At 68.8% G+C, this 25,346-nt stretch carries 22 protein-coding genes; 17 read left to right on the top strand and 5 right to left on the bottom strand.

What is annotated here, in order from left to right:
- Positions 1 to 74: 74 nt before the first annotated feature.
- Positions 75 to 2,138: a sulfatase-like hydrolase/transferase gene (locus tag BO221_RS02075; RefSeq protein WP_073558640.1), complete on the top strand. Its 2,064-nt coding sequence runs from the start codon at positions 75 to 77 to the stop codon at positions 2,136 to 2,138.
- 13 nt (positions 2,139 to 2,151) lie between these two features.
- Here BO221_RS02075 and hppD read toward each other — a convergent pair whose 3' ends face one another.
- Both hppD and maiA read right to left on the bottom strand, forming a co-directional pair.
- Positions 2,152 to 3,315, bottom strand: coding sequence for a 4-hydroxyphenylpyruvate dioxygenase (gene hppD / locus BO221_RS02070; RefSeq protein WP_073558639.1), 1,164 nt, complete (start codon positions 3,313 to 3,315; stop codon positions 2,152 to 2,154).
- A gap of 17 nt (positions 3,316 to 3,332) precedes the next feature.
- Entirely contained in the window at positions 3,333 to 3,980 is a 648-nt protein-coding gene (maiA, locus tag BO221_RS02065; protein WP_073558638.1) for a maleylacetoacetate isomerase, read from the bottom strand.
- A 149-nt stretch (positions 3,981 to 4,129) separates the two neighbouring features.
- On the opposite strand from maiA, the gene BO221_RS02060 reads away from it, so the two are divergent.
- Entirely contained in the window at positions 4,130 to 4,711 is a 582-nt protein-coding gene (locus tag BO221_RS02060) for a TIGR02265 family protein (protein WP_073558637.1), read from the top strand.
- Positions 4,712 to 4,714: 3 nt separating this feature from the next.
- Here the strand turns inward: BO221_RS02060 and BO221_RS02055 are convergent, their stop codons facing one another.
- Positions 4,715 to 5,767, bottom strand: coding sequence for a hypothetical protein (locus BO221_RS02055; protein WP_073558636.1), 1,053 nt, complete (start codon positions 5,765 to 5,767; stop codon positions 4,715 to 4,717).
- A gap of 175 nt (positions 5,768 to 5,942) precedes the next feature.
- The gene (locus tag BO221_RS02050) at positions 5,943 to 8,315 is read right to left on the bottom strand and encodes an FG-GAP-like repeat-containing protein (protein ID WP_073558635.1); all 2,373 of its coding nucleotides are present in this window, start codon (positions 8,313 to 8,315) and stop codon (positions 5,943 to 5,945) included.
- Positions 8,316 to 8,539: 224 nt separating this feature from the next.
- Here BO221_RS02050 and BO221_RS02045 point away from each other — a divergent pair, with 224 nt between their 5' ends.
- From BO221_RS02045 to BO221_RS02020, 6 genes are read left to right on the top strand one after another with little or no spacing between them, the layout of a single operon-like run.
- On the top strand, positions 8,540 to 10,150 hold the full coding sequence (locus BO221_RS02045; RefSeq protein WP_073558634.1) for a CotH kinase family protein: 1,611 nt from the start codon (positions 8,540 to 8,542) through the stop codon (positions 10,148 to 10,150).
- A 29-nt stretch (positions 10,151 to 10,179) separates the two neighbouring features.
- Positions 10,180 to 10,911, top strand: a complete 732-nt coding sequence (locus tag BO221_RS02040) for a VTC domain-containing protein (protein ID WP_233165579.1) — start codon at positions 10,180 to 10,182, stop codon at positions 10,909 to 10,911.
- Between the two features lie 20 nt (positions 10,912 to 10,931).
- Positions 10,932 to 12,068, top strand: coding sequence for a porin (locus BO221_RS02035; RefSeq protein WP_143195220.1), 1,137 nt, complete (start codon positions 10,932 to 10,934; stop codon positions 12,066 to 12,068).
- Positions 12,068 to 13,753, top strand: a complete 1,686-nt coding sequence (tmk, locus tag BO221_RS02030) for a dTMP kinase (protein ID WP_073558631.1) — start codon at positions 12,068 to 12,070, stop codon at positions 13,751 to 13,753. The genes BO221_RS02035 and tmk overlap by 1 nt, the downstream gene beginning before the upstream one ends.
- Positions 13,740 to 14,408 carry a DUF4956 domain-containing protein gene (locus tag BO221_RS02025; protein ID WP_073558630.1) on the top strand — a complete coding sequence of 223 codons (669 nt, stop codon included), beginning with the start codon at positions 13,740 to 13,742 and terminating at the stop codon, positions 14,406 to 14,408. The genes tmk and BO221_RS02025 overlap by 14 nt, the downstream gene beginning before the upstream one ends.
- 36 nt (positions 14,409 to 14,444) lie before the next feature.
- The gene (locus BO221_RS02020) at positions 14,445 to 15,071 is read left to right on the top strand and encodes a DUF47 domain-containing protein (protein WP_073558629.1); all 627 of its coding nucleotides are present in this window, start codon (positions 14,445 to 14,447) and stop codon (positions 15,069 to 15,071) included.
- A gap of 3 nt (positions 15,072 to 15,074) precedes the next feature.
- On the opposite strand, the gene BO221_RS02015 is transcribed toward BO221_RS02020, so the two are convergent.
- Positions 15,075 to 16,067 (bottom strand): DUF3616 domain-containing protein, encoded by a 993-nt coding sequence (locus BO221_RS02015; RefSeq protein ID WP_073559409.1) that lies wholly within the window; start codon positions 16,065 to 16,067, stop codon positions 15,075 to 15,077.
- 228 nt (positions 16,068 to 16,295) lie between these two features.
- Here BO221_RS02015 and BO221_RS02010 point away from each other — a divergent pair, with 228 nt between their 5' ends.
- The 9 genes from BO221_RS02010 (at position 16,296) to BO221_RS01970 (ending at position 25,340) form a co-directional block, all read left to right on the top strand.
- A complete protein-coding gene (locus BO221_RS02010) occupies positions 16,296 to 17,024 on the top strand; it encodes a response regulator transcription factor (RefSeq protein ID WP_073558628.1) in 729 nt (242 codons plus the stop codon).
- Entirely contained in the window at positions 17,021 to 18,412 is a 1,392-nt protein-coding gene (locus BO221_RS02005) for a cell wall metabolism sensor histidine kinase WalK (RefSeq protein ID WP_073558627.1), read from the top strand. The genes BO221_RS02010 and BO221_RS02005 overlap by 4 nt, the downstream gene beginning before the upstream one ends.
- An 82-nt stretch (positions 18,413 to 18,494) precedes the next feature.
- Positions 18,495 to 18,920: a hypothetical protein gene (locus tag BO221_RS02000; protein ID WP_143195219.1), complete on the top strand. Its 426-nt coding sequence runs from the start codon at positions 18,495 to 18,497 to the stop codon at positions 18,918 to 18,920.
- Positions 18,921 to 18,926: 6 nt separating this feature from the next.
- Positions 18,927 to 19,508, top strand: a complete 582-nt coding sequence (locus BO221_RS01995) for a hypothetical protein (protein ID WP_073558625.1) — start codon at positions 18,927 to 18,929, stop codon at positions 19,506 to 19,508.
- A gap of 123 nt (positions 19,509 to 19,631) precedes the next feature.
- Positions 19,632 to 21,050, top strand: coding sequence for an efflux RND transporter periplasmic adaptor subunit (locus BO221_RS01990; protein ID WP_073558624.1), 1,419 nt, complete (start codon positions 19,632 to 19,634; stop codon positions 21,048 to 21,050).
- A gap of 18 nt (positions 21,051 to 21,068) precedes the next feature.
- Positions 21,069 to 21,815: an ABC transporter ATP-binding protein gene (locus BO221_RS01985; RefSeq protein WP_073558623.1), complete on the top strand. Its 747-nt coding sequence runs from the start codon at positions 21,069 to 21,071 to the stop codon at positions 21,813 to 21,815.
- Positions 21,812 to 23,044 (top strand): ABC transporter permease, encoded by a 1,233-nt coding sequence (locus BO221_RS01980; RefSeq protein WP_073558622.1) that lies wholly within the window; start codon positions 21,812 to 21,814, stop codon positions 23,042 to 23,044. Before BO221_RS01985 ends, BO221_RS01980 begins: the two co-directional genes overlap by 4 nt.
- A complete protein-coding gene (locus tag BO221_RS01975) occupies positions 23,044 to 24,339 on the top strand; it encodes a TolC family protein (RefSeq protein ID WP_073558621.1) in 1,296 nt (431 codons plus the stop codon). Before BO221_RS01980 ends, BO221_RS01975 begins: the two co-directional genes overlap by 1 nt.
- Positions 24,340 to 24,455: 116 nt before the next feature.
- Positions 24,456 to 25,340 carry a hypothetical protein gene (locus BO221_RS01970; RefSeq protein WP_073558620.1) on the top strand — a complete coding sequence of 295 codons (885 nt, stop codon included), beginning with the start codon at positions 24,456 to 24,458 and terminating at the stop codon, positions 25,338 to 25,340.
- The last annotated feature ends 6 nt before the right edge of the window (positions 25,341 to 25,346 follow it).

Below are 25,346 nucleotides of genomic sequence, written 5' to 3'. Positions count from 1 at the left end.
CTCCTGTGGGGGCACACTGGCCCGTGCCGGGGCCGCTCCAGGCCTCGCGATGAGAAGCCTCTGGAGAAGGAACCATGCCCACACGCCCCAATATCTTGTTGATCACCTGCGATCAGTACCGCTTCCCGCGCTTCTCCTACGGCCCCGATGGCGGCTTCCCCGAGCCGCTCAAGCAGATCCTCGGCTTCCATGGTGAGGTGGACGAGAACAATCCCTACGCGAAGTTCTTCCCCGGCCTGCTGCGGCTGCGAAAGAACGCGGTCGTCCTGCGCAATCACACCATCGCCGCCAGCGCGTGCACGCCGAGCCGCGCCGTCATCTACACGGGCCAGTACGGCACACGCACGGGCGTCACGCAGACGGATGGCCTGTTCAAGAACGGTGATTCCTCGAACTTCCCCTGGCTGGACGCCGATGGCATTCCGACGCTCGGCACCTGGATGCGGGAGGCCGGCTACAGCACGCACTATTTCGGCAAGTGGCACGTGAGCAATCCGCCGGAGCACTCGCTCCAGCGCTACGGCTTCGATGACTGGGAGATGTCCTACCCCGAGCCCCACGGCTCGCAGCCCAACAACCTCGGCATCTACCGCGACGAGGGCTTCACGGACTCGGCCTGCGCCTTCATCCGGCGCAAGGGCCTGGCGCTCAACTACAACCGCGCCTATGCCTCGGACCAGGCCAGGGATCCCAACTCGACCGGTCCCGATACCCAGGACATCAAGCCCTGGTTCGCGGTCGCCTCCTTCACCAACCCGCATGACATCGCGACCTATCCCGGAGTGATTGCCCAGGCCCTGCCAGCCGACAAGCCGGCGGAGCCCATCACCCTGCCCAATGGGAAGACGCTTCCCGTCCCCACCACGCAGTCCCTGTTCGGACCGCTCACCGTGCCGGCCCAGGGAGACGTCACGCCGCCCCCCATCGCGGGCACCATGCGGATCCCCCTCAACCCCCTGGGCTTCCCCAAGGACCGTGCCCGGGCCTCTCCCACGCAGAACGAGTCGCTGGCCGACAAGCCGGCCTGCCAGCACGACTACGCCTACAAGATGGGCCTGGCGCTGTCCGCGAAGGCCGGCTTCAACGTCGCCAGCGCCGTGCCCACGGCCAATCCCGAGCAGGCCCTGGAGCTCGCCGTCTCCCTGGCCCTGCGCAACTGCATCCCCTTCCAGCTCACGGACAAGCCCGACGAGGGCTGCCTGCTCTTCCTCCAGCTCTATGCCTGGCTGCACTCGGTCGTGGATGCGCACATCGACGCGGTGCTCACCGCCCTGGAGGAGTCCGGCCAGGCCGACAACACCCTCGTCATCTTCCTCACCGACCACGGCGAGTACGGCGCCGCCCACGGCATGATGCTCGAGAAGTGGCACACCGCCTATCAGGAGGCGCTGCATGTCCCCGTGGTGGTGAACTACCGGCCCTGGGTGAGGAATCAGCTGGAGCAGCACGGCAAGGAGCCGGCCAACCCCGGCACGCCGCCTCCCGGGCAGGTGCTGCGCCAGGTGGACGCCCTCACCAGCCACATCGACATCCTGCCGACCATCCTCGGCCTGGCCGGCGTTGGCCCCGAGCAACGTGAGAAGATCAGCCGCACGCTCGCCGAGCGCCGGCCCGTGCCCCCGCTGCCGGGAATCGATCTGTCACCGCTCATCCGGGGCGAGTGGGCGCCACACGTCGTGAAGCATCCGGACGGCAGCCCGCGCGAGGGCGTCCTCTTCATCACCGACGATGAGATCACCGCGCCCCTGCCCCCCTCGCGCACGTTGCAGGAGGCCCACTCGTACAAGGAGTTCGAGGTCTACAAGGCCACCGTGGAGGCCGTGCGCACGGGCAAGCACGGCAAACAGCCGGTGGAGCTCGCTCCGGGCTCCGTCCGGCAACCCAATCACGTGCGGTGCGTCCGCACGATGGACTACAAGCTCGCGCGCTACTTCGATCCTTCTGGCAAGGCCGCACAGGAGTGGGAGCTGTACGACCTCTCGAAGGATCCCAACGAGACGACCAATCTGGTCCAGGTCGCCGTCACGCCCCCCACGGCCCGGACGGATCTGCCCTCCTGGACGAATCAGAACACCGTCCAGGCCACGGCCGATCAGTTGGCGAGCCTCCTGGCGAAGCTCGAGAAGCGGGACCTCTAGGAGGCGGGAAGGCTCAGGCGCGCCCTTCTGACTTCTGCTGACGCTCGATGCTCTCGAACAGGGCTCGGAAGTTGCCACCACCGAAGCCCTGGTCTCCCTTGCGCTGGATGATCTCGTAGAAGAACGGACCCGCGCCCGGATCCTTGTAGAGCGACGCCGCGTCCTTCATGAAGATCTGCAGCAGGTAGCTGTGCTCCCCCGCGCCGTCCACGAGCACCTCCAGGTCGCGCAGCACCTGGATGTCCTCGTCGATCTTCTTGATGCCCAGGTCCTGGATGCGCTGGGGCAGCGCGTCGTAGTACGTGCCCGGGGTGGGCATGAAGGAGATGCCCGCCTTCTCGCGCATCTGCTTCACCGAGGTGAGGATGTCCTTCACCACCAGCGCCAGGTGCTGCACGCCGTCACCCCGGTGGTCCTCGTTGAAGATGTTGATCTGCGAGGCCTTGAAGAAGGGCCGCAACGGCTCGTTGTTGGCGAACTTCACCCGGCTCACGGGATCCCACACCACCTCGGAGCGCAACCCCGAGCCGTGCGCGCGCTTCTGCTGCGCGGCCACGTCGTCGGTGTGGAACTGAATCTCCCAGAACTTCTCGAAGCCCATCACGTGCTCCATCCACAGGAGCATGGGCTTCATCGTCTGGAAGTTGGACGTGATGTGGTCGATGTGCGTGAAGCCGTAGCGGTTGTTGCCGCCGCGCGGCTTGTCGTGCTGCACGAAGCCCGGGTAGAGCGCCTTGTACCCATCCCGCTGGATGAAGCGGAACGTGGTGTCACCGAACGGCGTGGTGATGGAGAACTGCGCCAGCTTGCCGCCCTTGTCGTCCGTGTGGCGCTGGATGTCCGTGATGAAGGTGGCCCCGCGCTGCTCCAGCAGGCGGTACGTCTTGTCGATGTCCTCCACCTGGTAGTTGAGCGTGCCCACCCCATCCGGGTGCTTGCGCAGGAAGCGCCACGCACGGCCGCCCTCGCCCACCGGCTGGCTCACCACCAGCACCACGTTGCCCGCCTGGAAGACGGCCGACTTCTGCCGCCCCTCCTTCTCCAGCTGTGGCGAGGAAACGCCCTGCTCGGCGAAGTCCAGCCCGTCCACGTAGAAGCGTCGGCTGCGCTCCAGGTCGTGCACGTACCAGTGGACGCTCTCCAATCCCTTGATGCCCAGCGACTCGAGCTTCGCCATTCGTCGACTCCTTCAATTCAAGCCGGCACCGCGTCGGGCTGCCGGTCCGCATGTGCCGCCTGGAAGGCGGGAAGGCTGGCGCACGCCGCTTCGATACGGGTGAGCAGCGGGTACGGCTGCAGGTCTACTCCGAAACGCCGGGCTCCGTAGAGTTGGGGCACCAGCAAGACGTCCGCGAACGACACTGTGTCACCCAGGCAGTACGTCCCCGCCGTCTCCTGCGCGACCTCCTGGAAGGCCGCCAGGCCCCGGTCTATCCAATACGCGCACCACGCCTTGTCGTCCCCCTTCAGCTCACCCTTGATGCGCTGCAGCACGGACAGGTTCTGCAGCGGTTGGATTCCCGAGTTCACCATCTCCGACAACATCCGGCAGCGGGCCCGGAGAAAGGGCTCGGCCGGCAGCAGGGCGGGCGTGGGGTGGCGCTCCTCCAGGTACTCGAGGATGGCCATGGACTGGGCCAGGCGGTGCACCCTGCCGCCCTCGGTCACCTCCAGCGTGGGCACGGTGCGCATGGGGTTGATGGCACGGTAGGCGTCGGAGTTCTGCTGGCCTCCGTCCTTCACCAGGTGCACGGGCACGTACTCGTACGGCAGGCCCTTGAGGTTGAGCGCGATGCGCACGCGCCAGGAACAAGAGGAGCGCCAGTAGCTGTAGAGCTTCATGGTTTCACCACCTTCTGGAGGAAGTGCCTGGAAGACATGCGCGTCATGCCAAAGGCCCCTACTCCGAGTAAAGGTTGGCCAATTGTCCACTACCCGGAGTCGCGATTTCTCGACCCGGCGTGGACTCCCGGTAAGCTGTCACCCCAGCCATGCCCTCGAACAAGACCGAGCTCGCTGCCCGCATCGCCCTGACCAAGCCCCCGGACTCCGTGCGGGGCATCTTCTTCCGGGTGGTCTTCGAGCTCATCGAACGCAAGGGAGGCCCCCAGGCGCTGCGCCAGGTGCGCACCGGCGCCCTGGCCAAGGACATCGCGGACCTGCGGACCTATCCCGCCTCGGACTACCTCACCATGCTCTACAGCGCGGCGGACGCGCTCGAGTGGAAGCTGGGCAACGAGAACCAGGTCTTCAACGCCTGCGGCCGCGCCTGCGTGCAGAACTTCTCCACCGGCCCGGGCCAGGTCGTCTTCGGCATCCTCGGCAAGGGGGACCCGCAGCGGCTCTTCGCCCAGACGCGCGTGGCCTTCAGCACCGTGGTGACGTACGGCAAGCGCGAGCACCGCCCCGCCGGCTCCAAGGGCTGCATCCTCTCCTACTGCGGCGACATGCAGCCCGCCGCCTACCACGTGGGCATCTTCGAGGGCGCGCTGGAGGCCCTCGGCTTCAAGGGCACCGTGAGGGCCAACGTGCTCGGCCTGGACTCGGTGGACTTCGAAATCACCTGGGAGTGAGGCTCACTCCAGGCAGGTGAGCGTCAGCTCCATCACGCCCACCAGGCGCTCGCCCACCGAGGCCCAGCAGTAGAAGCGGTAGTCGCGGCCCTCCACCCCGTGGAGGTGGGAACCGAACGTCACCGACTCACCGGCGTAGGCCAGGCTGTCGGCGCGCACCTCGCCCTGCTTCACCAGGTAGCGCACGGCCGGGTTGCCCACCAGCTCGCGCAGCAGCGAGCCCGCCAGCCCGGACAGGCCGCTCATCACCACCGCCACCGGCAGCACCGGGTGCAGGGCGAAGTGGCCCTTGCACAGCTCCGCGCTCACCGGGCCCAGCGTGGCCTTCAGGCACTCCCCGTCCCGCACGTAGCCGTGGAGCGGCGGCGGCTGGCGGTGGGGGTTCGTCCTCATCGCGGCGAAGTCGCCGGACGAGCAGCGGGGCCCGCGCTCGGCCCGGGGCTCGCGGCGCATCTCCTGGCGCGCCCCCTGGAAGAGGCGCAGGAAGGCCGCCGCGGACAGCACGTTGTAGTCCACCTCCAGCGAGAAGAGCTCCTGGCCCCGCGCGTCCATCAGCCGCGTCTGGGCCGTGGCGGTGCGCTTCTCCCGGAACTCCGCCTTCGCCGTGCCCACCAGCAGCTCGGTGGCCCGGGGCAGCGGGTCCGCGTGCAGCCGCTCCAACCGCGCGCGCCGCGCCAGGTAGTAGTGCTGCCCCTCCTTGGGGTTCACCAGCGCCGACGCACACGAGCCGAGGATGGCCAGATGCCGCCCCACCTCCGCCGCGTTGATGGGCGAGGCCTCGCCCCCCGTCTCCTGCTCCACCGGCACCCGCGCCGTCAGCTCGCCCTTGCCCACCGCCCGCACCTCGCTCAGCGCGTAGTACGGATCCCTCACGCAGATGCGCGAGAACAGCTCCTGCCGGTTCAGCTCCTCGGGGAGCCGTGACGTCTCCGGCGCGAAGTGCATCGGCTCTTCCCACAGGGTGGCCAGCGCGGGCGTGGCCAGCGCGGCGATGGCGGGAGAGGACCGTGAGGGCCGTGGGGGGACGGCCAGAGATGAATGCAGTGCGTTACCCATGCTTCTTCCCTCGTGTTGGAGCCTCGGGGGGGTGGGTGCACTCTAACCCATGCCCCTGCACCCAGGTAGGGAAAAAATTTGCCGTGAGCCCAAACCTCGTCATGGCCCGGACAGGCGGGCCGGGAAAGCTGATGGGTAGTGAGAGCTTTCCCGGCCTGGTGTCAACTGCCGAACATCACGGCAGGGAGATGCCGAGGCTCACGCGGATGCCGAAGTTGCACGAGTCGGTGTTGCCGGACGTGTCCGTGGCGGTGCACGTGACGTTCGTCAGGCCCAGCAAGAAGAGCGAGCCGGGGGGCCGCGAGCAGGTGACGGTCACCGGGCCGCAGTTGTCCTGGGCCGAGACGGCGTAGCGCACGGCGACCCCGATGCTGCCGAGACTCAACCGGGCATCCACCGACAGGGGGCAGGAGATGGTGGGCTTCGCCGAGTCCACCACGGTGACGATGCCCACGCACTGCGCGCTCGCCTCGCCGTCCGAGGCCGTCAGGGTGACGGCGTGGCTGCCCGGACCGAAGGACGCATCCGGAGACTGGGAGATGGAGAGCGGCGCCGGCCCGTTGTCCGGATCATGGCTGCCGTTGTCCACGCTGGCGCTGCCCCGGCACGAGGCATTGGCGGGCACGGTGACGTCACGGCAGATGGCCACCGGCGGCAGGTTGCCCGGAGGCGGCGCCTCGCAGGTGAAGTCCACCGAGGCGGAGGCGGCGTTGTTGTCCTCGCGGCACTCGGTGTCGCGGCCCGTGCCCGTGCCGTCGTCATCCACGCGGACGAAGAGCTCGGAGGTGCCGGAGCTGGGGGAGATCACGGAGGTGGTGACGAGGACATCCGCGCCCGCGGGCACCGCCTCGGCGAGCCGGGCCACGGTGAGCAGCGTGCCACCGGAGGCCGGGTTCCCCGAGTAGAAGGCCACCTTCAGGCCCGCCGCCGCCACCGCCTGGCCCTGGTTGCGCACGCGAGCGGAGAGGCCGAGCGAGCCCTCGCCATCACACGTGGCGGACACATCGGACACGGAGAGGTCCGAGGCGGAGAAGGGGCCGGGGCCGTCGCCGAAGTAGCCGGCCACGTTGGCGTGGAAGGTGTTGAGCTTGGAGTTCAACCAGTTGCTCGCCGGGCGCGCCGGGATGGAGCCGTCGTCGTTGACGTTCGTCACCGAGTAGGCGTGCTGGTTCCAGATGCGCCGAGTGCCGGCCCAGTCCTCCTCCCGGTCGTGGAACACGCGCACGCCGTGGGTGCCGCCCGGAGACGCATGGTTGTTGGAGACCACCACCAGCTCCGCCGCATGGTCCCCATCCACGTCCGCGATGACGGGGTTCTCGTGCGTGGTGCTCGAGGTGTTGGGGATCTCCCAGCGCACCGCGCCGGTGGCACCGTCGTAGATGCGCAGCGTCAGCTCGTCGGCGAAGACGACCTCGAGCTTGCCGTCGCCCTCGAAGTCGAAGGAGGTGGAGCCGGTACGGCCGGAGCTGTAGTCCTGGATGGGGCTGGACCACTTCACGGTGCCGTCCGCCGCGAAGACGGAGTACGCCCACTCGCCGGGCAGGCCGATCTCCAGCTGGCCGTCCCCGTCGAAGTCCGCGATGTTGGGCGAGCCGCCATGGCCACCGGCGGGGACGTCCACGCTCCACAAGAGCGAGCAGTCGTCATCGAGCAGGCTCACCTTGCCGTGGCCCGCCACCACCACCTCACCCGCCGCGTCCTCGTCGAAGTTGGCCACGCCCGCGAAACCGTGGGGAATCTCCGTGTTGGCGCACTTGAGCGTGCCATCGGCGCGGTAGATGGCCCGGTCGTTGATGACCTCCTGCGTGCCGTCCTGGTCGATGTCCGCCGCGAAGGAGACAGGGCCCGTGTACTGCGCGCCGCCCATGCCATCCGAGCCCACCCACTTCAGGGCGCCGGTGTGGCTGTAGACGCGGTTGCCGTCGAGGATCTCCACGGTGCCGTCGCCGTCCAGGTCCGCCAGCGAGGGACCGCCCCACTCGTTGTAGTCGTACGCGTCCTCGGCCGAGCGGAACTTGAAGGTGCCATCGTTCTCGAAGCAGACGATGCCGCGGCCGTTCTCGGGGATGCCGCAGATCTCCACCAGGCCATCGCCATCGAGGTCACCGGCGGCGATGCTCGCGGCGGGCTTCACCCGGGCATACGGGTCCGTGACGGCCCACAGATCTCGCCCGTCATCTCCACTGACGGCCCGGAGCACCCCGTTCCCGCTGTAGTTGGCCCCCGAGAAGGTGCTGAAGACGATGTCCGGGATACGGTCCCCGTTCACGTCCACCACCACCGGCGTCATCATCACCTGATTGTGCTCGGGCAGCACCTCACTGCCCGTCCACGCCCACTGCAGCTCCGGCGCGAAGTCTCCCGTGGGAGGCGGCCGCACCTCGCAGCGCTCCGAGAGGTTGTCCTCGCTCCGCGTCTTCGGCTCGTCCTTCACGTCCGTGGTGCCGCACGCCCCCGCCCCGGACAGCACTCCCAGCGCGATGAACAGCCGTCCACACCACGGCCCCGTTCTACCCACACGGCCCTGCCTGCCGCCTCGCGTCTTCATATGGCGTCTTCCTCCACTCGAGACTCACAGCCCCCATGCCGTTGGGGGCTCCTGAGTTGGAATTGAGGGGAGGACCCGGAAATGGATCTTTTCCCAGGCGATGAGAGGGCCGTCACCGCGTATTCACATCCAAAATATTTCGTCACACCCGCGTAAAGAACAGGTCACGGACTCCCTTCAGGGTGCCCACTCGAAGCACCACGCCCCCCTTCGAGAGGACCCTTATGAAGAGAAGTCCGCGACTTGGAGCACTCGCCACGCTCGCCCTCACCTTCGCGGCCGCCTGTGGCGGCATCGAACGGCCCGAGGGCTGGAGCGAGGAGTCCCACGGGAAGGATGCCCCTCCCGCCTACGACATCGTTTTCGCCCAGGGAAAGGTGAACCGGATCGACGTCGTCATCACGCCGGAGGACTGGCAGACGATGCAGGACGACATGACCGGCATGCTGGGGGCGTTCGGCTCCGGTGGCGGCATGCCCGGAGGTGGAGGTGGAGGTGGCATGCCCGGTGGCGGCGGCCTTCCCCCCGAGCTCGTGCAGGCATGCCAGGACAAGGCGGAGGGAGACGCCTGCACGGCGACCCTCAACGGCAGCACCTTCACCAGCACCTGCGGCAAGTCTCCGGATGGCGCCCAACTGCTGTGCCGGCCCACGAGAGCACCCGGCGGTGGTGGCGATCCAGGGGGCGGCGGTGCCCCGGGCGGCGGTGGCGCGCCAGGTGGCGGCGGTGGCGGGGACATCATCCCCAACACGCCGGTGTACGTGCCCTCCACGGTGCACTTCAACGGGAAGACCTGGAACTACGTGGGCATTCGCATGAAGGGCAACTCGTCGCTGTCGCAGACGTGGCGCAGCGGCGTGGGCAAGCTGCCCTTCCGGCTCAACTTCGACGAGTTCGAGGACCAGCACCCGGAGATCGACGACCAGCGCTTCTACGGCTTCGACAAGCTGTCGTTCGGCAACGGCGCGGCCGACACGTCGCTGCTGCGCGACAAGGTGTCCACGGACATCTTCCGCGAGCTCGGCGTGCCGGCCGGACACACCGCCTTCGTCGCCCTGTACGTGGACCACGGCAACGGGCCCCAGTACTTCGGCCTCTACACCCTCAACGAGGACCCGGATGAGCCGCTGCTCGACCGGAGCTTCGGCGGCCACAAGGGAGCGCTCTACGAGGCGGATGGCGTGGGCGCCCGGTGGCAGGCCTTCGACCAGGAGTCCTTCGACATCCAGTCCAACGAGGAGCAGGGCTGGACGGCCGTGGAGGAGGCCATCGCCGCGCTCAACTCGGACCGCACGGACGCGGCGGCCTGGCGTGCGCGCCTGGAGGCGAAGCTGGACGTGGAGGGCTTCCTCCAGTGGCTCGCCGTCAACACGGCGCTGCAGAACTGGGACGCCTACGGCGCCATGGCGCACAACTACTACCTCTATTCCAACCCGGACGATGGCGGGCGTCTGCACTGGATTACCTGGGACCACGACCGGGCCATGGGTGACGGCATGGGGCGGCCGTCGTCGCTGACGCAGGACACGGTGGACGCGACCTGGCCGCTCATCCGCTTCCTGATGGATGACCCCACCTACGCGGAAATCTACAAGCGCTACGCGCTGGACGCGGCGCGGGGCCCGCTGTCCCCGGAATCGCTGCAGGCCCGGCTGCGCGAGGCGCATGAGCTCATCGCCCCATACGTGGTGGGCGAGAACGCGGAGCAGGCGGGCTACACCTTCATCAGTGGCCCCCAGGCCTTCGAGGACTCGCTCAGTGGCACCAACGGCCTGCTGAACTTCGCGGCGAAGCGTCAGGCCGAGGTCGAAGCCGCGTTCGGAACGGCCCCATGAACGCCCCGGCCCGGACGAGCCCTTCCCCCATGTCCACCCCCGCGCCAGAGCTGGACCACGAGCGGCGTTTCCAGCCCTCGCGCGAGGCCCTGGAGAACTTCCTCCGGGACACCCGGCAGTGGACCAACCCCTGCGTGTACGACGCCAGTCTTCCGTTCTCCTTCACGCGGACGACGTACTTCGACACCGAGGGGCTGGACTTCCTGGGCTCGTGCCGGGCCGGACGCCCCCAACGCCTGCGGCTGCGGGAGTACGCGGGGACGGTGAACCTCGCGTGCCCTCCCGTGCTGACGGGAACGCGCTACCTGGAGATGAAGACGAGCTCCGGGCAGCGGCGCACCAAGATTCGCGCCTCGCTCTCCGCGGACGAAGCGGCGGCGTTGCTCTCGGGCAGGCCCCTGCCCGGGGAGAGCGCGGCGGCCACCCTGCTGCGGCAGGCCGCGTCTTCGCCCGTGAGGCCGTGGGTGACAGCGTGGTACCGGCGCAACACGTACGCCAACCCGGATGCCAGCGTCCGCATCACCGTGGACGAGGAGCTGCTCTTCGCCCTCCCGCCGGAGCAGAGCGCTGCGGGCGAACCGGCCGCTCCGCCCCGGCTGCTCCACCGCGCCCCCGCCACGCTGCTGGAGGTGAAGTGGCAGGGGGACTTCCCGCCCTGGCTGGAGTGGCTGCTCTGGAAGCTGGAGCCCTTCGAGACCCGCGGCTCGAAGTTCGAACACGGCATGCGCGCGCGTCTCGCCGGCACGCCGTCCACGCAATGACTTTCAAGGACCCCCCCGCCGTGCACAGCCCCCGCATCCTGGCCCTCGCCGTGCTGCTCCTCGTGTCCTCCGCCCGGGCACAGGAGCAGGACACCGAACCTCCCGCCGCCCCGGAGGCCCCCAAGGCCCCGGACACCGTCCCCCAGACGCCCACGCCCCCCGCGGGGGAGAGCGAGGGGAGCCTGAAGCTGCCCTCCGCGTTCGGTACGGTGGCCGTGGGAGGCCGCTTCTCCATCCGCGAGGCTGTGGACGCCAAGGGGGCGGATGCCTGGGCCGGCAAGCTGTCCATTCCCGCCGCGCGCCTCGAGGTCACCTACGCCTGGAAGAAGACCCTGCGGGCCGTGGTCGAGTTCGACATCGCCGATGGGCTGAGCGGACTGAAGGACGCCTATGCCTGGCTGAACATCTCCGGCGGTTTCGCGATACGGGCCGGCCAGTTCAAGGTGCCGCTGTCGCTCGTGGAGCTGGAGTCCACGACGCGGCTCCCCCTGGTGCGCCGGGGCCTGCTGCGCGATGTGCTCAATGACGGGCTGGGGCAGACCGGCCGCAGCCTGGGCGCGCAGCTCGAGTGGAAGTGCACGGGCTGCACGCGGGCCCTCAAGCTGCGCGCCGGCGTGTGGCAGTTGGGCGAGGACGAGAAGGTCGCCGTGCAGAACGGGCTGGGCCTCACGCCTGGCTTCCGGGGAACGTGGGAGGTGTTGGACTCGCTGGAGCTGGGAGCGTCCGCCCTGGGCAGCTCCTCGTCCCAGTGGACGGCCGGCTTCGACGCGAGGCACGCACTGCCCCTCGGCCCGACCGAGCTGCGCACCTGGGCCGAGGTGCTCGTGGGGCGCACCACCCAGCTCGTGGGCAGCGACGGGCCGCTGCTCATGGGGCGGGCACTGACGGCCTGGCGCATCGGCGGGAGCAAGAAGGGCGGGCTCTACGTCGAACCCTTCGTGATGGTCTCCGCGCTCGACCCCCACCTCCAGCTCCAGGACGACCGGCTCTGGGAGCTGGGGGGTGGACTCAACTTCGGACAGAGGAACCGCTGGCGGTTTCAGGCCCAGGTGGAGAGCCGCCGGGCCGAGGCCTCCGTGCCGGCCGCGGTCAAGTCCCTCGACAACAGCCTCGCCGAGCGGCGCGCGGTGATGTTGCAGATGGAGGTCAGCTTCTGATGTTGATTGTCTTCGAAGGAATCGATGGCTCCGGCAAGACGACGCTGTCCAACCGCGTGGCGCGCGAGCTGCGCCGGGCGGGGCTGAGCGTGCGGCACGTGCGCGAGGACGGCAAGCTGGCCTCCCCCGTGTCCGAGGGCTTGCGGCTCTTCACCAAGAACCCGCGCAACCTCGCGCTCACCCCCATGGCGGAGCTGCTGCTGTACGCCGCCCGCGAGACGCAACTGCTGGAGGAGGTGACACGCCCCGCGCTCGCCGAGTACGAGATCGTCATCGCGGATCGCTTCCTCTACACCGCCGAGGTGCTCGCGCGGTGGGGACGCGGGCTGCCGGAGCACGAGGTGCGGCCCATCCTGGATGCCTGCGCGAGGGGCCTGCAACCGGACCGCGTCTTCCTCATCGACGTGGACCCGGCCATTGCCCGCGCCCGCCGCCGCATCTCCAAGCTGCTGGCACCGCCCCAGGGCACCTCGTCCCGGAAGGGACTGGCGGGAGTGGGCATGCAGGCGCGGCTGCGCGCGGGCTACCGGGCCCTCGCGGCGGAGGCGCCGGAGCGGTGGAGCCTCGTGGAGAACGCGGACGTGCCGCTCGACACGATGGTGGGCCTGCTGGTGCAGGAGGTGCTGCGGCTCGTGAAGGGCGACGTTCCCTCCTCCAACCCCGTGCGCGCCCGTCCGGCGCCGCCCCTCCGCTCGCTGGCCGAGGTCCGGGGACGCTTCCTCGCGCGTCTGGATGGCTGGATGCAGGAGGAGCCGCAACTGGCCGCGTGGTTCCTCGCGGGCCTGGAGGGTCCGGACATCGACGAGCGCCGGAGCCAGCTGGCTGGAAAGCACCCCGAAGTCATCGCCTATGGCCTGTCCGGGCTCACGGACGCGAACGCATGGGAGCTGCGGCGGCAACTGGAGGAGGCGGCACCGGTGCAGGTGCTCGGCTCGCTGAAGGAGCTGGCCGCGGATGTGCCCGAGGCCTGGGCGCTGCGCGAGCGCTGGGAGACGCGCAAGCAGGAGGCCGTGGCGGAATCGCTCGACGGGCTCGACTCGGAGCGGGCCTGGGCGATGCGCGAGCGCATCTACTTCTCCGCCGCGGAGCAGGTGGTGGGCTCGCTCGCGGGGCTCGGCGGTGAGCGGGCCTGGCGGGAGCGGAGCCGGTGGCTCTCGGACATGGGAGGCGAGGCGGCACTCGGACTGGAGCGGGTGGCGCGCATCGCCTGCCGCTCCATCCGGGGCGTGGATGACGAGCGGGCCTGGGAGTGGCGCGAGCGCGCCTTCGAGGTGGCTCCGGACGCGGTGCTCCGCACCCTGGACGGGCTCGACAGCGAACGGGCCTGGGAGATGCGCGAGCGGCACGTGGCGCGTGCCCCGCGGGCGGTGCTCGGCACCCTGGAGGGCCTGGATGTTCCTCGCGCCTGGGCCCTGCGCGAGTCCTTCGGCGTGCAGTGCGAGGAAGCGCTGGACTCCTTCGTGGGCATGGAAGGCGCCACGGCGTGGAAGCTGCGCACGGCGCTGGCGGACACCTGGCCCGCGGCCACGGTGAAGAACCTCGGACCGCTGGCCTTCACCTCCCGGGGGCGGGCGCTCATCGAGCGGCTGTTGGAGAGCCACCCCCATGACTTCGCCCTGCTGCGCCAGGCCGTCCGCGCCACGCGGGACACCACCACCCAGGAGCTTCGCGATGCCTCCGCCTGATGCCCTGACACAAGCCTCCTCCGTCAGCCCCCACATCCTGCCCACCCTCGAGGTCCTGCTACGCTTCAGCCTCGCCCTCGTGCTCGGCTCGCTCCTGGCCTACCGGCCCTGGCGCAGGTGGATGCCCAATGTCCCGGGCCCCATCCTCTCCACCGCCCACACCCAGTTGCTCATCGCCGTGGCTGGCGCGGTGATGACGACCGTCATCGGCGACAGCATGTCGCGCGCCTTCGGCCTGGTGGGCCTGGGTGGCTTCATCCGCTTCCGCTCGGGTATCAAGGACCCGCGCGACGCGGCCGTCATGTTCGTGCTGATTGGCGTGGGCATGGCGTGCGGACTGGGCGCCTTCCAGATCGCCCTGGTCGCGACGTTCTTCCTCGGCGCCGTGCTGATGATCCTGGACACGACGGCCAGGAACGACACGCAGTGGGTGAAGCTGTCCCTGGACCTGGAGGACGTGAGCGCGGCGCTGCCGCCCCTCCGGGCCCTGCATCCGGGCGCACGTGTCGTCACCCTGGAACAAGCGCCCTCGGCGTTGTCGGGCACGGCGGTCGTGGAGATCGCCATGCCCCAGCGGATGGACGGCTTCGAGCTGCTCCAGGCCGTGCGCGGCGCGCTGCCGGGAGTCCGGAGCGCGTCCATCGATCCGGGTTGAGCATCCACCCCGACACCCCACCCTCAGGAGATCCGTATGCTCGAGAAGCTGATGCCCAGGTCCGACGAGTTCTTCGACGACTTCGACGCCCAGTGCGCCGTGACCGTGGAGGGAGCCCGGATATTGCACACGCTGCTGAGCGATTACCGGGACGTGGCCAACCGGGTCCAGGCGCTCAAGGAGGTGGAGCACAAGGGCGACTCCGTGACGTCCGTGGCCTTCAAACGCCTGCACCAGCAGTTCATCACGCCCTTCGACAGGACGCAGATCCACTCCCTGCTGTCGCGCATCGACGACGTACTGGACTTCACCCACGCGGCGGCGGCCCGGCTGCACTCCTACGAAATCCAGAGCAGCCTGCCAGAAGCCACCGAGCTGGCGCGAGTGCTGGTGGTGTGCACGGAGAAGGTCCGCGAGGTGGTGGGGCTGCTGCGGCACATCAAGCAGCCGGATCGGATTCTCGCCGGCTGCAGGGCCATCAAGCAGTTGGAGACGCAGGCGGACGAACTGCTGCGCGCCGGCAAGGGCAAGCTCTTCAAGAGTGGCGTGGACCACCTCACCATCATCAAGTGGAAGGAGATCTACGACCTCATCGAGACCGCCACCGGCAAGTGCCTTGATGTCGCCAGCGTCATCGAGGGCGTGGTCCTGGAGCACTCCTGAACGTCACTTCTTCCCGGGCAACCGCAACCAGACGCCCCGGAAGCGCTTCTTCGCCGCCTCCGGGAGCCGCTTGCACTCGACGCCGTCGATCAGGCTGCTCCCGTCATCGCTGAGGACGAGGATCTCCTCCTTGTCCTCGAACGTGACGAAGGCCTCGGGGTTGAGGCCGGTGAAGTCGGCGCCCTCCACCGCCTTGGGCTCTCCGGCCCCGCCATCCCAGGTGAAGAGGCGCGAGCCTCCTTGCCCGGAGATGGGGCCTCCGATGAAGAGGTACTGTCCCCGCCACCAGGAGATGGCGCGAATCCCCAGCCCTCCGAGGTCCAGCAGCCGCGCGGGCCCCAGACGCGCCTTCTTTCCCTGGAGCAGCTCCGTGGGATTCAAGAGCACGACGGTGAGTGCCTTGCCCTGGGGAAGCGGATTGCGGAAGCCGATCAGGATGGACTTCCCATCCTCCATCGCCGTCATGCCCTCGATGTTGAGGCCGCCCTCCTCCTTCGGAGCACGCGTGGCGGCCGGGCCGAGGCCGAACGCTTCGAGCTGAGGCGCCGCGAGCAGATCATCGAGCAGCCGCGCGTAGGGCTTGCCCTCGAGCCGGGGCGTCCCATCCTCCAGGGTGCGCGTCGCGAAGAAGCGGAAGCGGTTGGGGTCCACCTTCCCGGAGCTCTTGCGCCCATGGGAGGTCAGCCAGAAGGAGAGTGGCGGTATCTCCGTCGCGGCCTCGATGTCCGTCTCGGGGGCCCGCTTCTTCCCGGAGGGGAGCTCCAGCGCCGGCGACAGGTCGAAGGTCTTGACCGGGCCGCCTCCGCTCTTGCCGTCATAGACGCGGATGACGTTGTCCTCGTCATCCGCGACGGTGAACATCCACTGGCCCTGAACCACGGCGCCCGACGCGTCGCACGCGCCCTCGAAGGTCACGGACTTCATGACCGGGGCCGGAGCCGGGGCCTGAGCCGAAGCGCCCAGGAGGGCGGTCATGACAAAGGCGGTCTTGAACATGCCGCGAATCATAAGCAACCGGGCCAGGGCCCGTGCCCGCCATGTCCGCTCGGAAATATTTCGTCATCCATCCGAAGCGCGCGGTTAATAAGCGTTGTGCATCTTCCAGGATGCGACCCGGGAGCAACCGTCCAGCCGTATCAGACCCCCTCCAAGTGCTCCCGGGTCGTATCTTCTATCGCTGAGCCCCTTGGGGGCGGACGGCGCAGCGGGAGGAGAGAGACGCGTATGGACTCGACGACACACTCCACCACGGACGAAGGAACCATCCAGGTATTGCTGGTGGAGGACGACGAGCGCCTGGCCCGGCTCACCAGCCGCTACCTCCAGGAGCACGGCATCATCGTCACCGTCGCCCGCACCGGGCCTGAGGGACTGACGGAGGCAGCCCGCCACAACTACGACGTCCTGCTGTTGGATCTGATGCTCCCGGGGCGGGATGGGATGGAGGTGTGCCGCGAGCTGCGCACGCGCAGTGATGTCCCCATCATCATGTTGACGGCGCGCGGCGAGGAGGCCGACCGGGTGCTCGGCCTGGAGTCGGGCGCGGACGACTACCTGGCCAAGCCCTACTCCTCGCGCGAGCTGCTCGCGCGCATCCGCGCCCAGGTGCGCCGGGCCCGCGGGCGTGCCGGACCCTCCTCCCAGCCCATCCAGGCGGGCAAGCTGTCGCTGGATCCCCGCAGCCTCAGCGCGACGCTGGATGGCAAGGTGCTGCCGCTGACCTCGTATGAGTTCACGCTGCTGCGCGCGCTGGCCGAGCGCGCCGGCCGGGTGCTCAGCCGCGAGCAGCTCCTGGACCTGGTGAAGGGCAACGCGGACGAGGTGTTCGACCGCTCCGTGGACGTGCACATCTTCCGCATCCGCCAGAAGATCGAAGAGGACCCGCGCAACCCGAAGTTGCTCAAGACGGTGCGAGGCGCGGGCTACCTGCTCGCCACCGGTGACGACACATGAAGGCCCGGCTTCCCGGCCGCCTGCTGCTGCGCATCTACCTGGTGGGGCTCGCGCAGCTGGTGCTCATCTCCTTCGCGTTCAACCTGGCCCGCCGGTACGCCGAGGAAGGAAACCGGCCACGGTTCTCCGAGCGGGCCGCGGCCTACGCCGTCTCCAGTTGGACCCTGTTCCTGGACGAGCCCGGGAAGTTGCGGGAGGTGGTGGACCAGGCAGGCCAGCAGCTCCGGATGCAGGTGACGATGCGCACCCCGGATGGCCAGCTCCTCGCCTCCAACCTCCCCTCCCCCCACCCGCCCCTGTCCGCCGAGGAGTTGCGCCGGCTCGAACAGGAGCGCATGCAGAGCAAACCCGAGCCGCCCCACCTCGTACGGGTGGCCATCCCGAAGACGGGCGCGATGCGGGCCTACGCGATCATCGACCTGCCCAAACCGCCCGGGCCTCCGCCCGACCTGGGGATCATGCTCGCCGTGGTGCTCGGGTGCACGGCCATCACGTCCATCGTCTTCGCCCGTTCCCTGGCCGTGCCCCTGCAGAGGCTGGCCGCGGCGGCGCGGGCCTTCGGCGCGGGCACGCTGAGCGCGCGCACGGGCGTGCGCAGGCGTGACGAGCTGGGACAGGTGGCCGAGGCCTTCGACGAGATGGCCGAGCGCATCACCCACCTGCTGCGTTCGCAGAAGGAGCTGCTCGCCAACGTCTCGCACGAGCTGCGCACTCCACTCTCCCGGATCCGCGTGGCGCTGGACCTGGCCAACGAGGGGGACGCCACCCTGGCGCGCGAGTCCCTGGCGGACATCGCCGAGGACCTCAACGAGCTGGAGCGGCTGGTGTCGGACGTGCTCACCGCGGCCCGGTTGGACCTCTCCACGGAGCAGAATCCGGACGGCGCGACTCCGCCGCTGCGCCGGGAGTTGGTGGAGGCCCAGACGTTGGTGGACAAGGCCGCCGCGCGCTTCCGCTCCACCCATCCATCGCACCGGCTGGAGGTGCACGTGGATGGGGGAACACTGCCCGTGCTGGAGGCGGACCCGGTGCTGTTGCGGCGCGCGCTCGACAACCTGCTCGACAACGCGGGCAAATACTCCGATCCCCAGAAGACCGTCCGGCTGCTCGCCCGTCCGCAAGAGCACAGCCTCCAGCTGGAGGTGCGCGACGAGGGCATTGGCATCGAAGCGAAGGACCTGCCCCATCTCTTCACGCCGTTCTTCCGCAGCGACCGCAGCCGGGCCCGGAAGACGGGTGGAGTCGGGCTGGGGCTCGCGCTGGCGCGGCGGATCATCGTCGCCCACGGGGGCACGCTCACGCTGGAGAGCCAGCCCGACCAGGGCACCACGGTCCGCATCACCCTCCCCGCCGCTCCGGACGCAGGGCAGCCGCTGACGGGCACGTAGGATTCGCGTCTAGCGGTGGGTGATAGCGTAGGCATTCATGCCAGCACGAATGCCTGTGCTCCTACCTCTCCGCTGGTCCCTCGTGATGCTGCTCATCCTCACGGGGTGCACCATCAACCACTATCTACCTCGTCACTTCGATTTCGTGACCGTGGTTGAAAAAACCAAGCCAGGAGCGGACGGCTGGCGCGCTGCCTGCCTCCATGTGCCCGTCATCAACACGCAGGACATGAGTACATTCGTTTGTAGATTTGGTGTCGACATGCCCATCGAAACCGAAGCGGATGGGTACTTATCCGTGACGCTGGCCCAGCGCATCGCCGCCGACTGCGCCAACGAGGCTGGGCGCATCGTGCTCAGCGCACCCGCATCTCCGAGTCCTGGCCTTCTCTGCGAGCAGTTCAAGAAGAAGTTCAACGAAATCCTGAACCGCGCTGTGCTGGGTTCACGAGTGAAGACACTGTGTCATGAAGCAACAACCCCCACCATCATCCCTGTAAACCAATAACGACTCATGCCCCTTTCAGCGGAAGAGCTGCTCTCCATAGTTCGGAACTATTTCCGTCCGGACAAGGACTTCAACTACAGGCCGGAAAACAGCCCCGAGGAAGACAGGTTCTCGGAACAATGGGCACGAGCCCTCGAGCGGATGGACCAATGGCGGGCGTTCCTGCGAGAGCTCAGAGGAGAGCTACCTGACTTCGATATCGGAAACGTCACGGCCCCATGTGACTCGTGTTTCCGCTGCGCTACATATCCGAAGGACAAAATCCGGCCGATAACGAGTAGCTGGTCCGTCGTCGGCTGTCTCAGCATTCTGGCGCCTGTCTACACTGTGTACGGAGCACGCTATACCTACTGGTACACCGACAAGGGCCGGGAGCGGAGCGACGAGGTCTTCCTCTATTCGCTTCCACCTGAGATGCAGGGGCCCGCATCCATCATCGCCAGGGGAATCGAGGCGACCTTCGGTGCCGAGGCCCTTCCTCGCGAGATCGCCGAGACTCGAATCCCGCTCATCGTGGAGCCGCAGGAGCCACCGGATACCACCCTGTTTCACGCTCTGTTCATCAGTGAGCCGGAGAAGGTACCCTGACGAGAGAGGTAGGGCTCGGCGGCCCTGACGCAGGGCAGGCGGCCACGGTGACGCACCCGGCCCGTCATATTTCGTAACAAAGGCGAGATTCACCGAAATGTCGTGGGGCCTAGATCTGGGTCCATGAGGTCAACGACCGAGCTACCGCGACGCGAAGAGCAGTCCCCTCCCCTCCAGCCCCGGCCCGTGCCGGTGGAAGACACCCGGCGCTGGCACCTGCCCGCCAAATGGCCCCTGTGGCTGGGCGTCATCGCCATGGTGGTGGCCGCGGGCGTGTGGCTGCTCAAGCCCAAGGCGAAGGATCCGGCCGCCAGCTACGAGACGGCGGCGGTGCAGCGGCGCGATGTCGAGTCGCGCGTGACGGCGACGGGCACGGTGTCCGCCCTGGTCACGGTGCAGGTCGGCAGCCAGGTGTCCGGCCGCATCCAGGAGATCCTCGTCGACTACAACTCTCCGGTGAAGAAGGGCCAGGTGATTGCCCGCATCGATCCGCAGCTGCTCCAGGCGGCGGTGGAACGGGCCCGGGCCAACCTCATCGCCGCGAGGGCCAACGTGCAGAAGGCGCGCGTGGAAGCCGACAACTCCCGCCGCCAGGCCGAGCGCTCCAAGACGCTGCGCGACCAGCAGTTCATCTCCCAGTCGGAGCTGGACACCGCCGAGTCCGCCGCCCAGGTGTCCCAGGCCCAGGTGACCTCGTCCGAGGCCGCGCTGGCCCAGGCGCAGGCGGCGCTCAACGAGGCGGAGGTGAACCTGCGCTACGCCACCATCGTGTCGCCCACCGATGGCATCGTCATCTCGCGCAGCGTGGACGTGGGCCAGACGGTGGCGGCCTCGCTCCAGGCGCCCACCTTGTTCACCATCGCCGAGGACCTGCGCAAGATGCAGGTGAACACCAGCGTCGCGGAGTCCGACGTGGGCCGGCTGCAGGACGGCATGCGCACCACCTTCACCGTGGATGCCTGGCCGGGAGAGACCTTCGAGGGCTCCATCCGGCAGATCCGCAACGCCTCGCAGACGGTGCAGAACGTCGTCACCTATGACGCCGTCATCGACGTGGCCAACCCGGAGCTGAAGCTCAAGCCGGGCATGACGGCCAACGTCACCTTCATCACCGCGCACCGGGAGAACGCGGTGACCGTGCCCAACGCGGCGCTGCGCTTCCGGCCCCCGGAGCCCCCCGCGGGAGCGGGAGCGGGAGCGGCGCGGCAGGGCCCCGGCGTGGGCGGCGCGGGCGCCCCGAATGGCGCGGGCGCCCCGGGTGGCTCGAGAACGTTCGAGAAGCCCGCGCCCGGCACCAAGACGGTGTTCGTGCTGCGCGATGGGCGGCCCCACCCCGTGCGCGTGAAGCCCGGCGTGACGGACGGCACGTACACGGAGGTGGAGGGTGAGCTGCGCGAGGGAGATCAGGTCATCACCGCCACGGCCGCGGGTACGCAGTCCACGCAGGGCGCGGGCCAGGGCTCCGGCCAGCGGACGGGTGGCATGGGCGGCATGGGTGGCGGCAGGTCCGGTGGCGGATTCCGCGCCCCGGGCCCCTTCTAGACGGACGTGAGGCGCGACATGAACGGTCAGCTACAGCAGATGCCGCTCATCGCACTGCGGGGCGTGAGCAAGATCTACCAGACGGGAGACGTGGAGGTGGCGGCCCTGCGAAGCGTGGACTTCCACGTGGAGCCGGGCGAGTTCGTGGCCATCATGGGTTCGAGCGGCTCGGGGAAGTCCACCCTGATGAACATCCTCGGCTGCCTGGACCGGCCCACCTCGGGCCAGTACTTCCTGGATGGCCAGGATGTGTCGCGCCTGGACCGCAACGGCCTGGCCATCGTGCGCAACCGCACCCTGGGCTTCGTCTTCCAGAGCTTCAACCTGCTGGCGCGCACCAGCGCCCTGGAAAACGTGGAGCTGCCCATGCTCTACGCCGGGGTGCCCGCGCGTGAGCGCAAGCGGCGGGCCCGCGAGGCGCTCGAGCGGGTGGGACTGGGCGCGCGCCTGGACCACCATCCGCGCCAGCTCTCCGGTGGCCAGCAGCAGCGCGTGGCCATCGCCCGGGCGTTGGTCAGTCAACCCCGCCTCATCCTCGCCGACGAGCCCACGGGCAACCTGGACTCTCGCACCAGCATCGAGGTGATGGCGCTCTTCCAGGAACTCCGGCAGGAGGGCATCACCCTCGTGCTGGTGACGCACGAGCCGGACATCGCCAGCCACGCCGGGCGCGTGGTGGTGGTGAGGGACGGACGCATCATCTCGGACAAGCGCCAGCAGCCGGTGCCCGCGGAAATACCGCCGCTCGAGGAGGCCGTGTCATGAACGTGCTCGAGACGATGTCGCTGGCGGTGCGCTCGCTGCTGCGCAGCAAGATGCGCTCCTTCCTCACCGCGCTGGGCATCATCATCGGCGTGGGGGCCGTCATCGCCATGGTGGCCATTGGCGATGGAGCCCGGGCCAGCGTCCAGAAGGTGTTCGACGCGATGGGCACCAACATGCTCATCGTCATGTCCGGCTCCACCAACTCGGGTGGCGCGCGGGGAGGCTTTGGCAGCCAGCCCACCCTCACCTGGGACGACCTGGAGGCCATCCGCACGCAGTTGCCGAGCGTGCGCGCCGCCGCCCCGGAGATGCGCACCAACACCCAGGTGTTCTCCGAGGACCAGAACTGGACCACGAGCGTCACGGGCACCACGCCCGACTACTTCGGCGTGCGCGGCTGGAGCATCGCCACGGGCCGGCGCTTCAACGAGGCGGACGTGGAGGCGGGCGCCAAGGTGGCCGTCATCGGCCAGACGGTGGTGGAGAAGCTCTATGGCGCGGGCTTCGACCCCGTGGGCCAGGTCATTCGCATCAAGAAGACGCCTTTCACCATCATCGGCATGACGGCGCGCAAGGGCCAATCGCCCATGGGGCAGGACTACGACGACAGCATCCTCGTGCCCGCCACCACCTTCCAGCGGCAGCTCCAGTCGCAGAGCCTGGGCAAGTACATCACCGGTGTCCTCAACGTGCAGGCGGATGCCACTGCCGGCACCGCGAAGGCCCAGCAGGACGTCACCGCGCTGCTGCGCGAGCGGCACCGGCTGGCGGAGGACGCCCCCAACGACTTCGACGTGAGGGACCTGTCCGAGCTGGCCAACAGCCGCCAGCAGAGCACCGAGACGCTCAGCCTGCTGCTGGCCTCCATCGCCGCCGTGTCCCTGGTGGTGGGCGGCATCGGCATCATGAACATCATGCTGGTGAGCGTCACCGAGCGCACCCGGGAGATCGGCGTGCGCGTGGCGGTGGGCGCGAGGCCCCGGGACATCCTCGCCCAGTTCCTCATCGAGGCGCTGACGCTCGCCTTGCTCGGAGGACTCATCGGCGCGGCGGTGGGCCTGGGCGTAGCCCGGTTCCTCGCCAGCCAGTTCCAGTGGCCCCTGTTGGTCCGCCCGGATGTCATCTTCATCGCGCTTGGCTTCAGCGCGCTCGTGGGCGTGGGCTTCGGCCTCTACCCCGCGCGCAAGGCGAGCCAGCTCGATCCCATCGACGCACTGAGGTACGAGTGATGAGAACCCTACTGCCCCTTGTCGCCCTGTTGCTCGCCGCCACTCCGGCGTGGGCCCAGCAGCGTGTGCTCACCCTGGACGAAGCCCTGCGCACCGCCACCGAGCGGCAGCCGCAACTGCGCCAGGCCCAGGCCAACACCACCGCGGCCAACGCCCGCGTGGACCAGAACTTCGCCCCGCTGCTGCCCCAGGTGAGCGCCAACCTCTCCTACCAGCGCTCGCTGTCCGAGGGCCAGAGCGTGAACACGGCGAACTCCTCCGGCTTCATCAGCCGCGAGGGCTTCAACGCCGGCGCGTCCGTCAACCAGCTCATCTGGGACTTCGGCCGCACCACGGGCCGGTGGCGCTCCGCCCAGCAGTCCGCCGAGGCCCAGCAGGAGACGGAGAACCAGACGCTGCTGGACGTGCTGGCCAACGTGCAGACCGCCTACTTCAACGTCCTCGCCCAGCAATCGCTGGTGCAGGTGGCCGAGGAGACGCTGGAGAACGAGAAGGCGCGCCTGGGGCAGGTCAACGCCCAGGTGCAGGTCGGCACGCGGCCGGAGATTGATTTGCTGCAGCAGCGCACGGCGGTGGCCAACGCCCAGGTGCAGCTCATCCAGGCGCGCAACAACGCCGCCACCAGCAGGGCCCAGCTCAACCAGGCCATGGGCCTGGAGGGCCCCACCGACTACGCCGTGCAGGACGCGGTCGTGGCGCCCGTGGAGGGCGAGGCCCTGACCGTGGACGCGCTGGTGGACACCGCCATCGAGGGCCGCCCCGAGCTGGCCGCGAGCGAGCACCAGCTGCGTGCCCAGGAGATGCAGATCTCCGCCACGCGCGGCGCCTACTGGCCGAGGATCTCCGCGTCCGTGTCGGGCTCGCAGGCGGGCGCGGACCCGACGAAACTCCAGTGGGGGGTGAGCGGGCAGGTGGGCCTGAGCTGGCCCCTCTTCGAGGGCGGCGTCACCCGCGCCCAGGTGCGTGAGCAGCAGGCCAACCTCACCAACCTCCAGGCCCAGCGTGACGCGCTGCGCCAGCTGGTGCGGTTGGAGGTGGAGCGCGCGCAGCTGGCGGTGAACGCCGCGCGCGAGAGCGTGTCCGCCACCGAGGAGGCGCTCACCAATGCCCGCGAGCGGCTGCGTCTGGCCGAGGGCCGCTACCGCGCTGGCGTGGGCAACATCATCGAGCTGTCCGACGCGCAGCTCTCCGCCACCAACGCCGCCGTCCAACGCGTCCAGGCCACGTACAACCTGGCCACCGCTCGCACCGAACTGGCGCGCGCCCTGGGGCGGCAGCCTGGCCTCACCGGGTGAACAATTTTCCCAGATTTTGAGAGGTGTTCCTATTGAACGGGAAATCTTGGTGGTAGGTTTTTCATACGCCCGGCTGGAAGGCAGGCGGGCGTGAACCCCCACACAGGAAGTTCCCCATGACGCTCCGTACGGCAGTCCTCGCGGCGACGGCCACCGCCGCCCTCCTCGTGGCCCCCGAGGCCTCGGCCACCAACTACACGCTGTGGATCCACGGCAAGAACGGCGGCGGTACCCAGCGCGGCAACTATGCCGACTTCTCCAACTGGGGCCCGACCTCCGTCGCGGCCGGCGTGAACAAGAAGGCCGTCAACTGGGATGGCCGGCAGAAGATCTCCGTGGAGAACTTCCGCATCCGTGACGCGCTGGACTGCTTCTGCACGGGCACCAACTGGTGCTACGTCGCCGTGCACAGCGCGGGCAACCTGCAGATCGGCTACGCGCTGTCGCTGTACGGTGGCTCGGCGCGCTACAAGAAGAACGCCGTCCCCAACTCCTCGGGCGTGTGCGGCAACACGGACGGCACCACGCAGGTGGGCTGGAACATCAAGTGGGTGGACGTGGCCTCGGGCGCTGGCGGTGGCAGCGAGCTGGCCGACTACGGCGAGTGGGCGACGGGTGACGCCATCGTGGGCGACCTGATGACCTCCACGGCGCGCTCCATGTACAACCACAACACCACGCGCTCGGTGTGGTTCTACATGTTCGCCGCCTCCAAGGGCACGGCCTACTCCGGCATCCTCTCCGGGCAGGACGACGAGGCCGTGGCGTACCACTCCACCGGTGGCGTCTCCGCCAAGGGCGGCTTCTGCAACCCCGGTGACTGGTTCTGCGACGGCACCCTGAACACGGGCACCGCCGCCACCAGCAACGGCAAGGCCAAGTGGAGCTACCACACCGTGGAGTTCCGCGATGACGGCGAGGACTACGACCACTACCAGAACGGCAACTGGGAGAACATCGTCGGCGTGGTCCGCGCCGACGTGGCCACCTACGCGAAGTAGGCCCCG

Source organism: Archangium sp. Cb G35, from assembly GCF_001896145.1.
GTDB lineage: Bacteria > Myxococcota > Myxococcia > Myxococcales > Myxococcaceae > Archangium > Archangium violaceum.
Note: the sequence above shows the minus strand (reverse complement) of the source record. Positions and strands in the feature narration are given on the sequence as shown.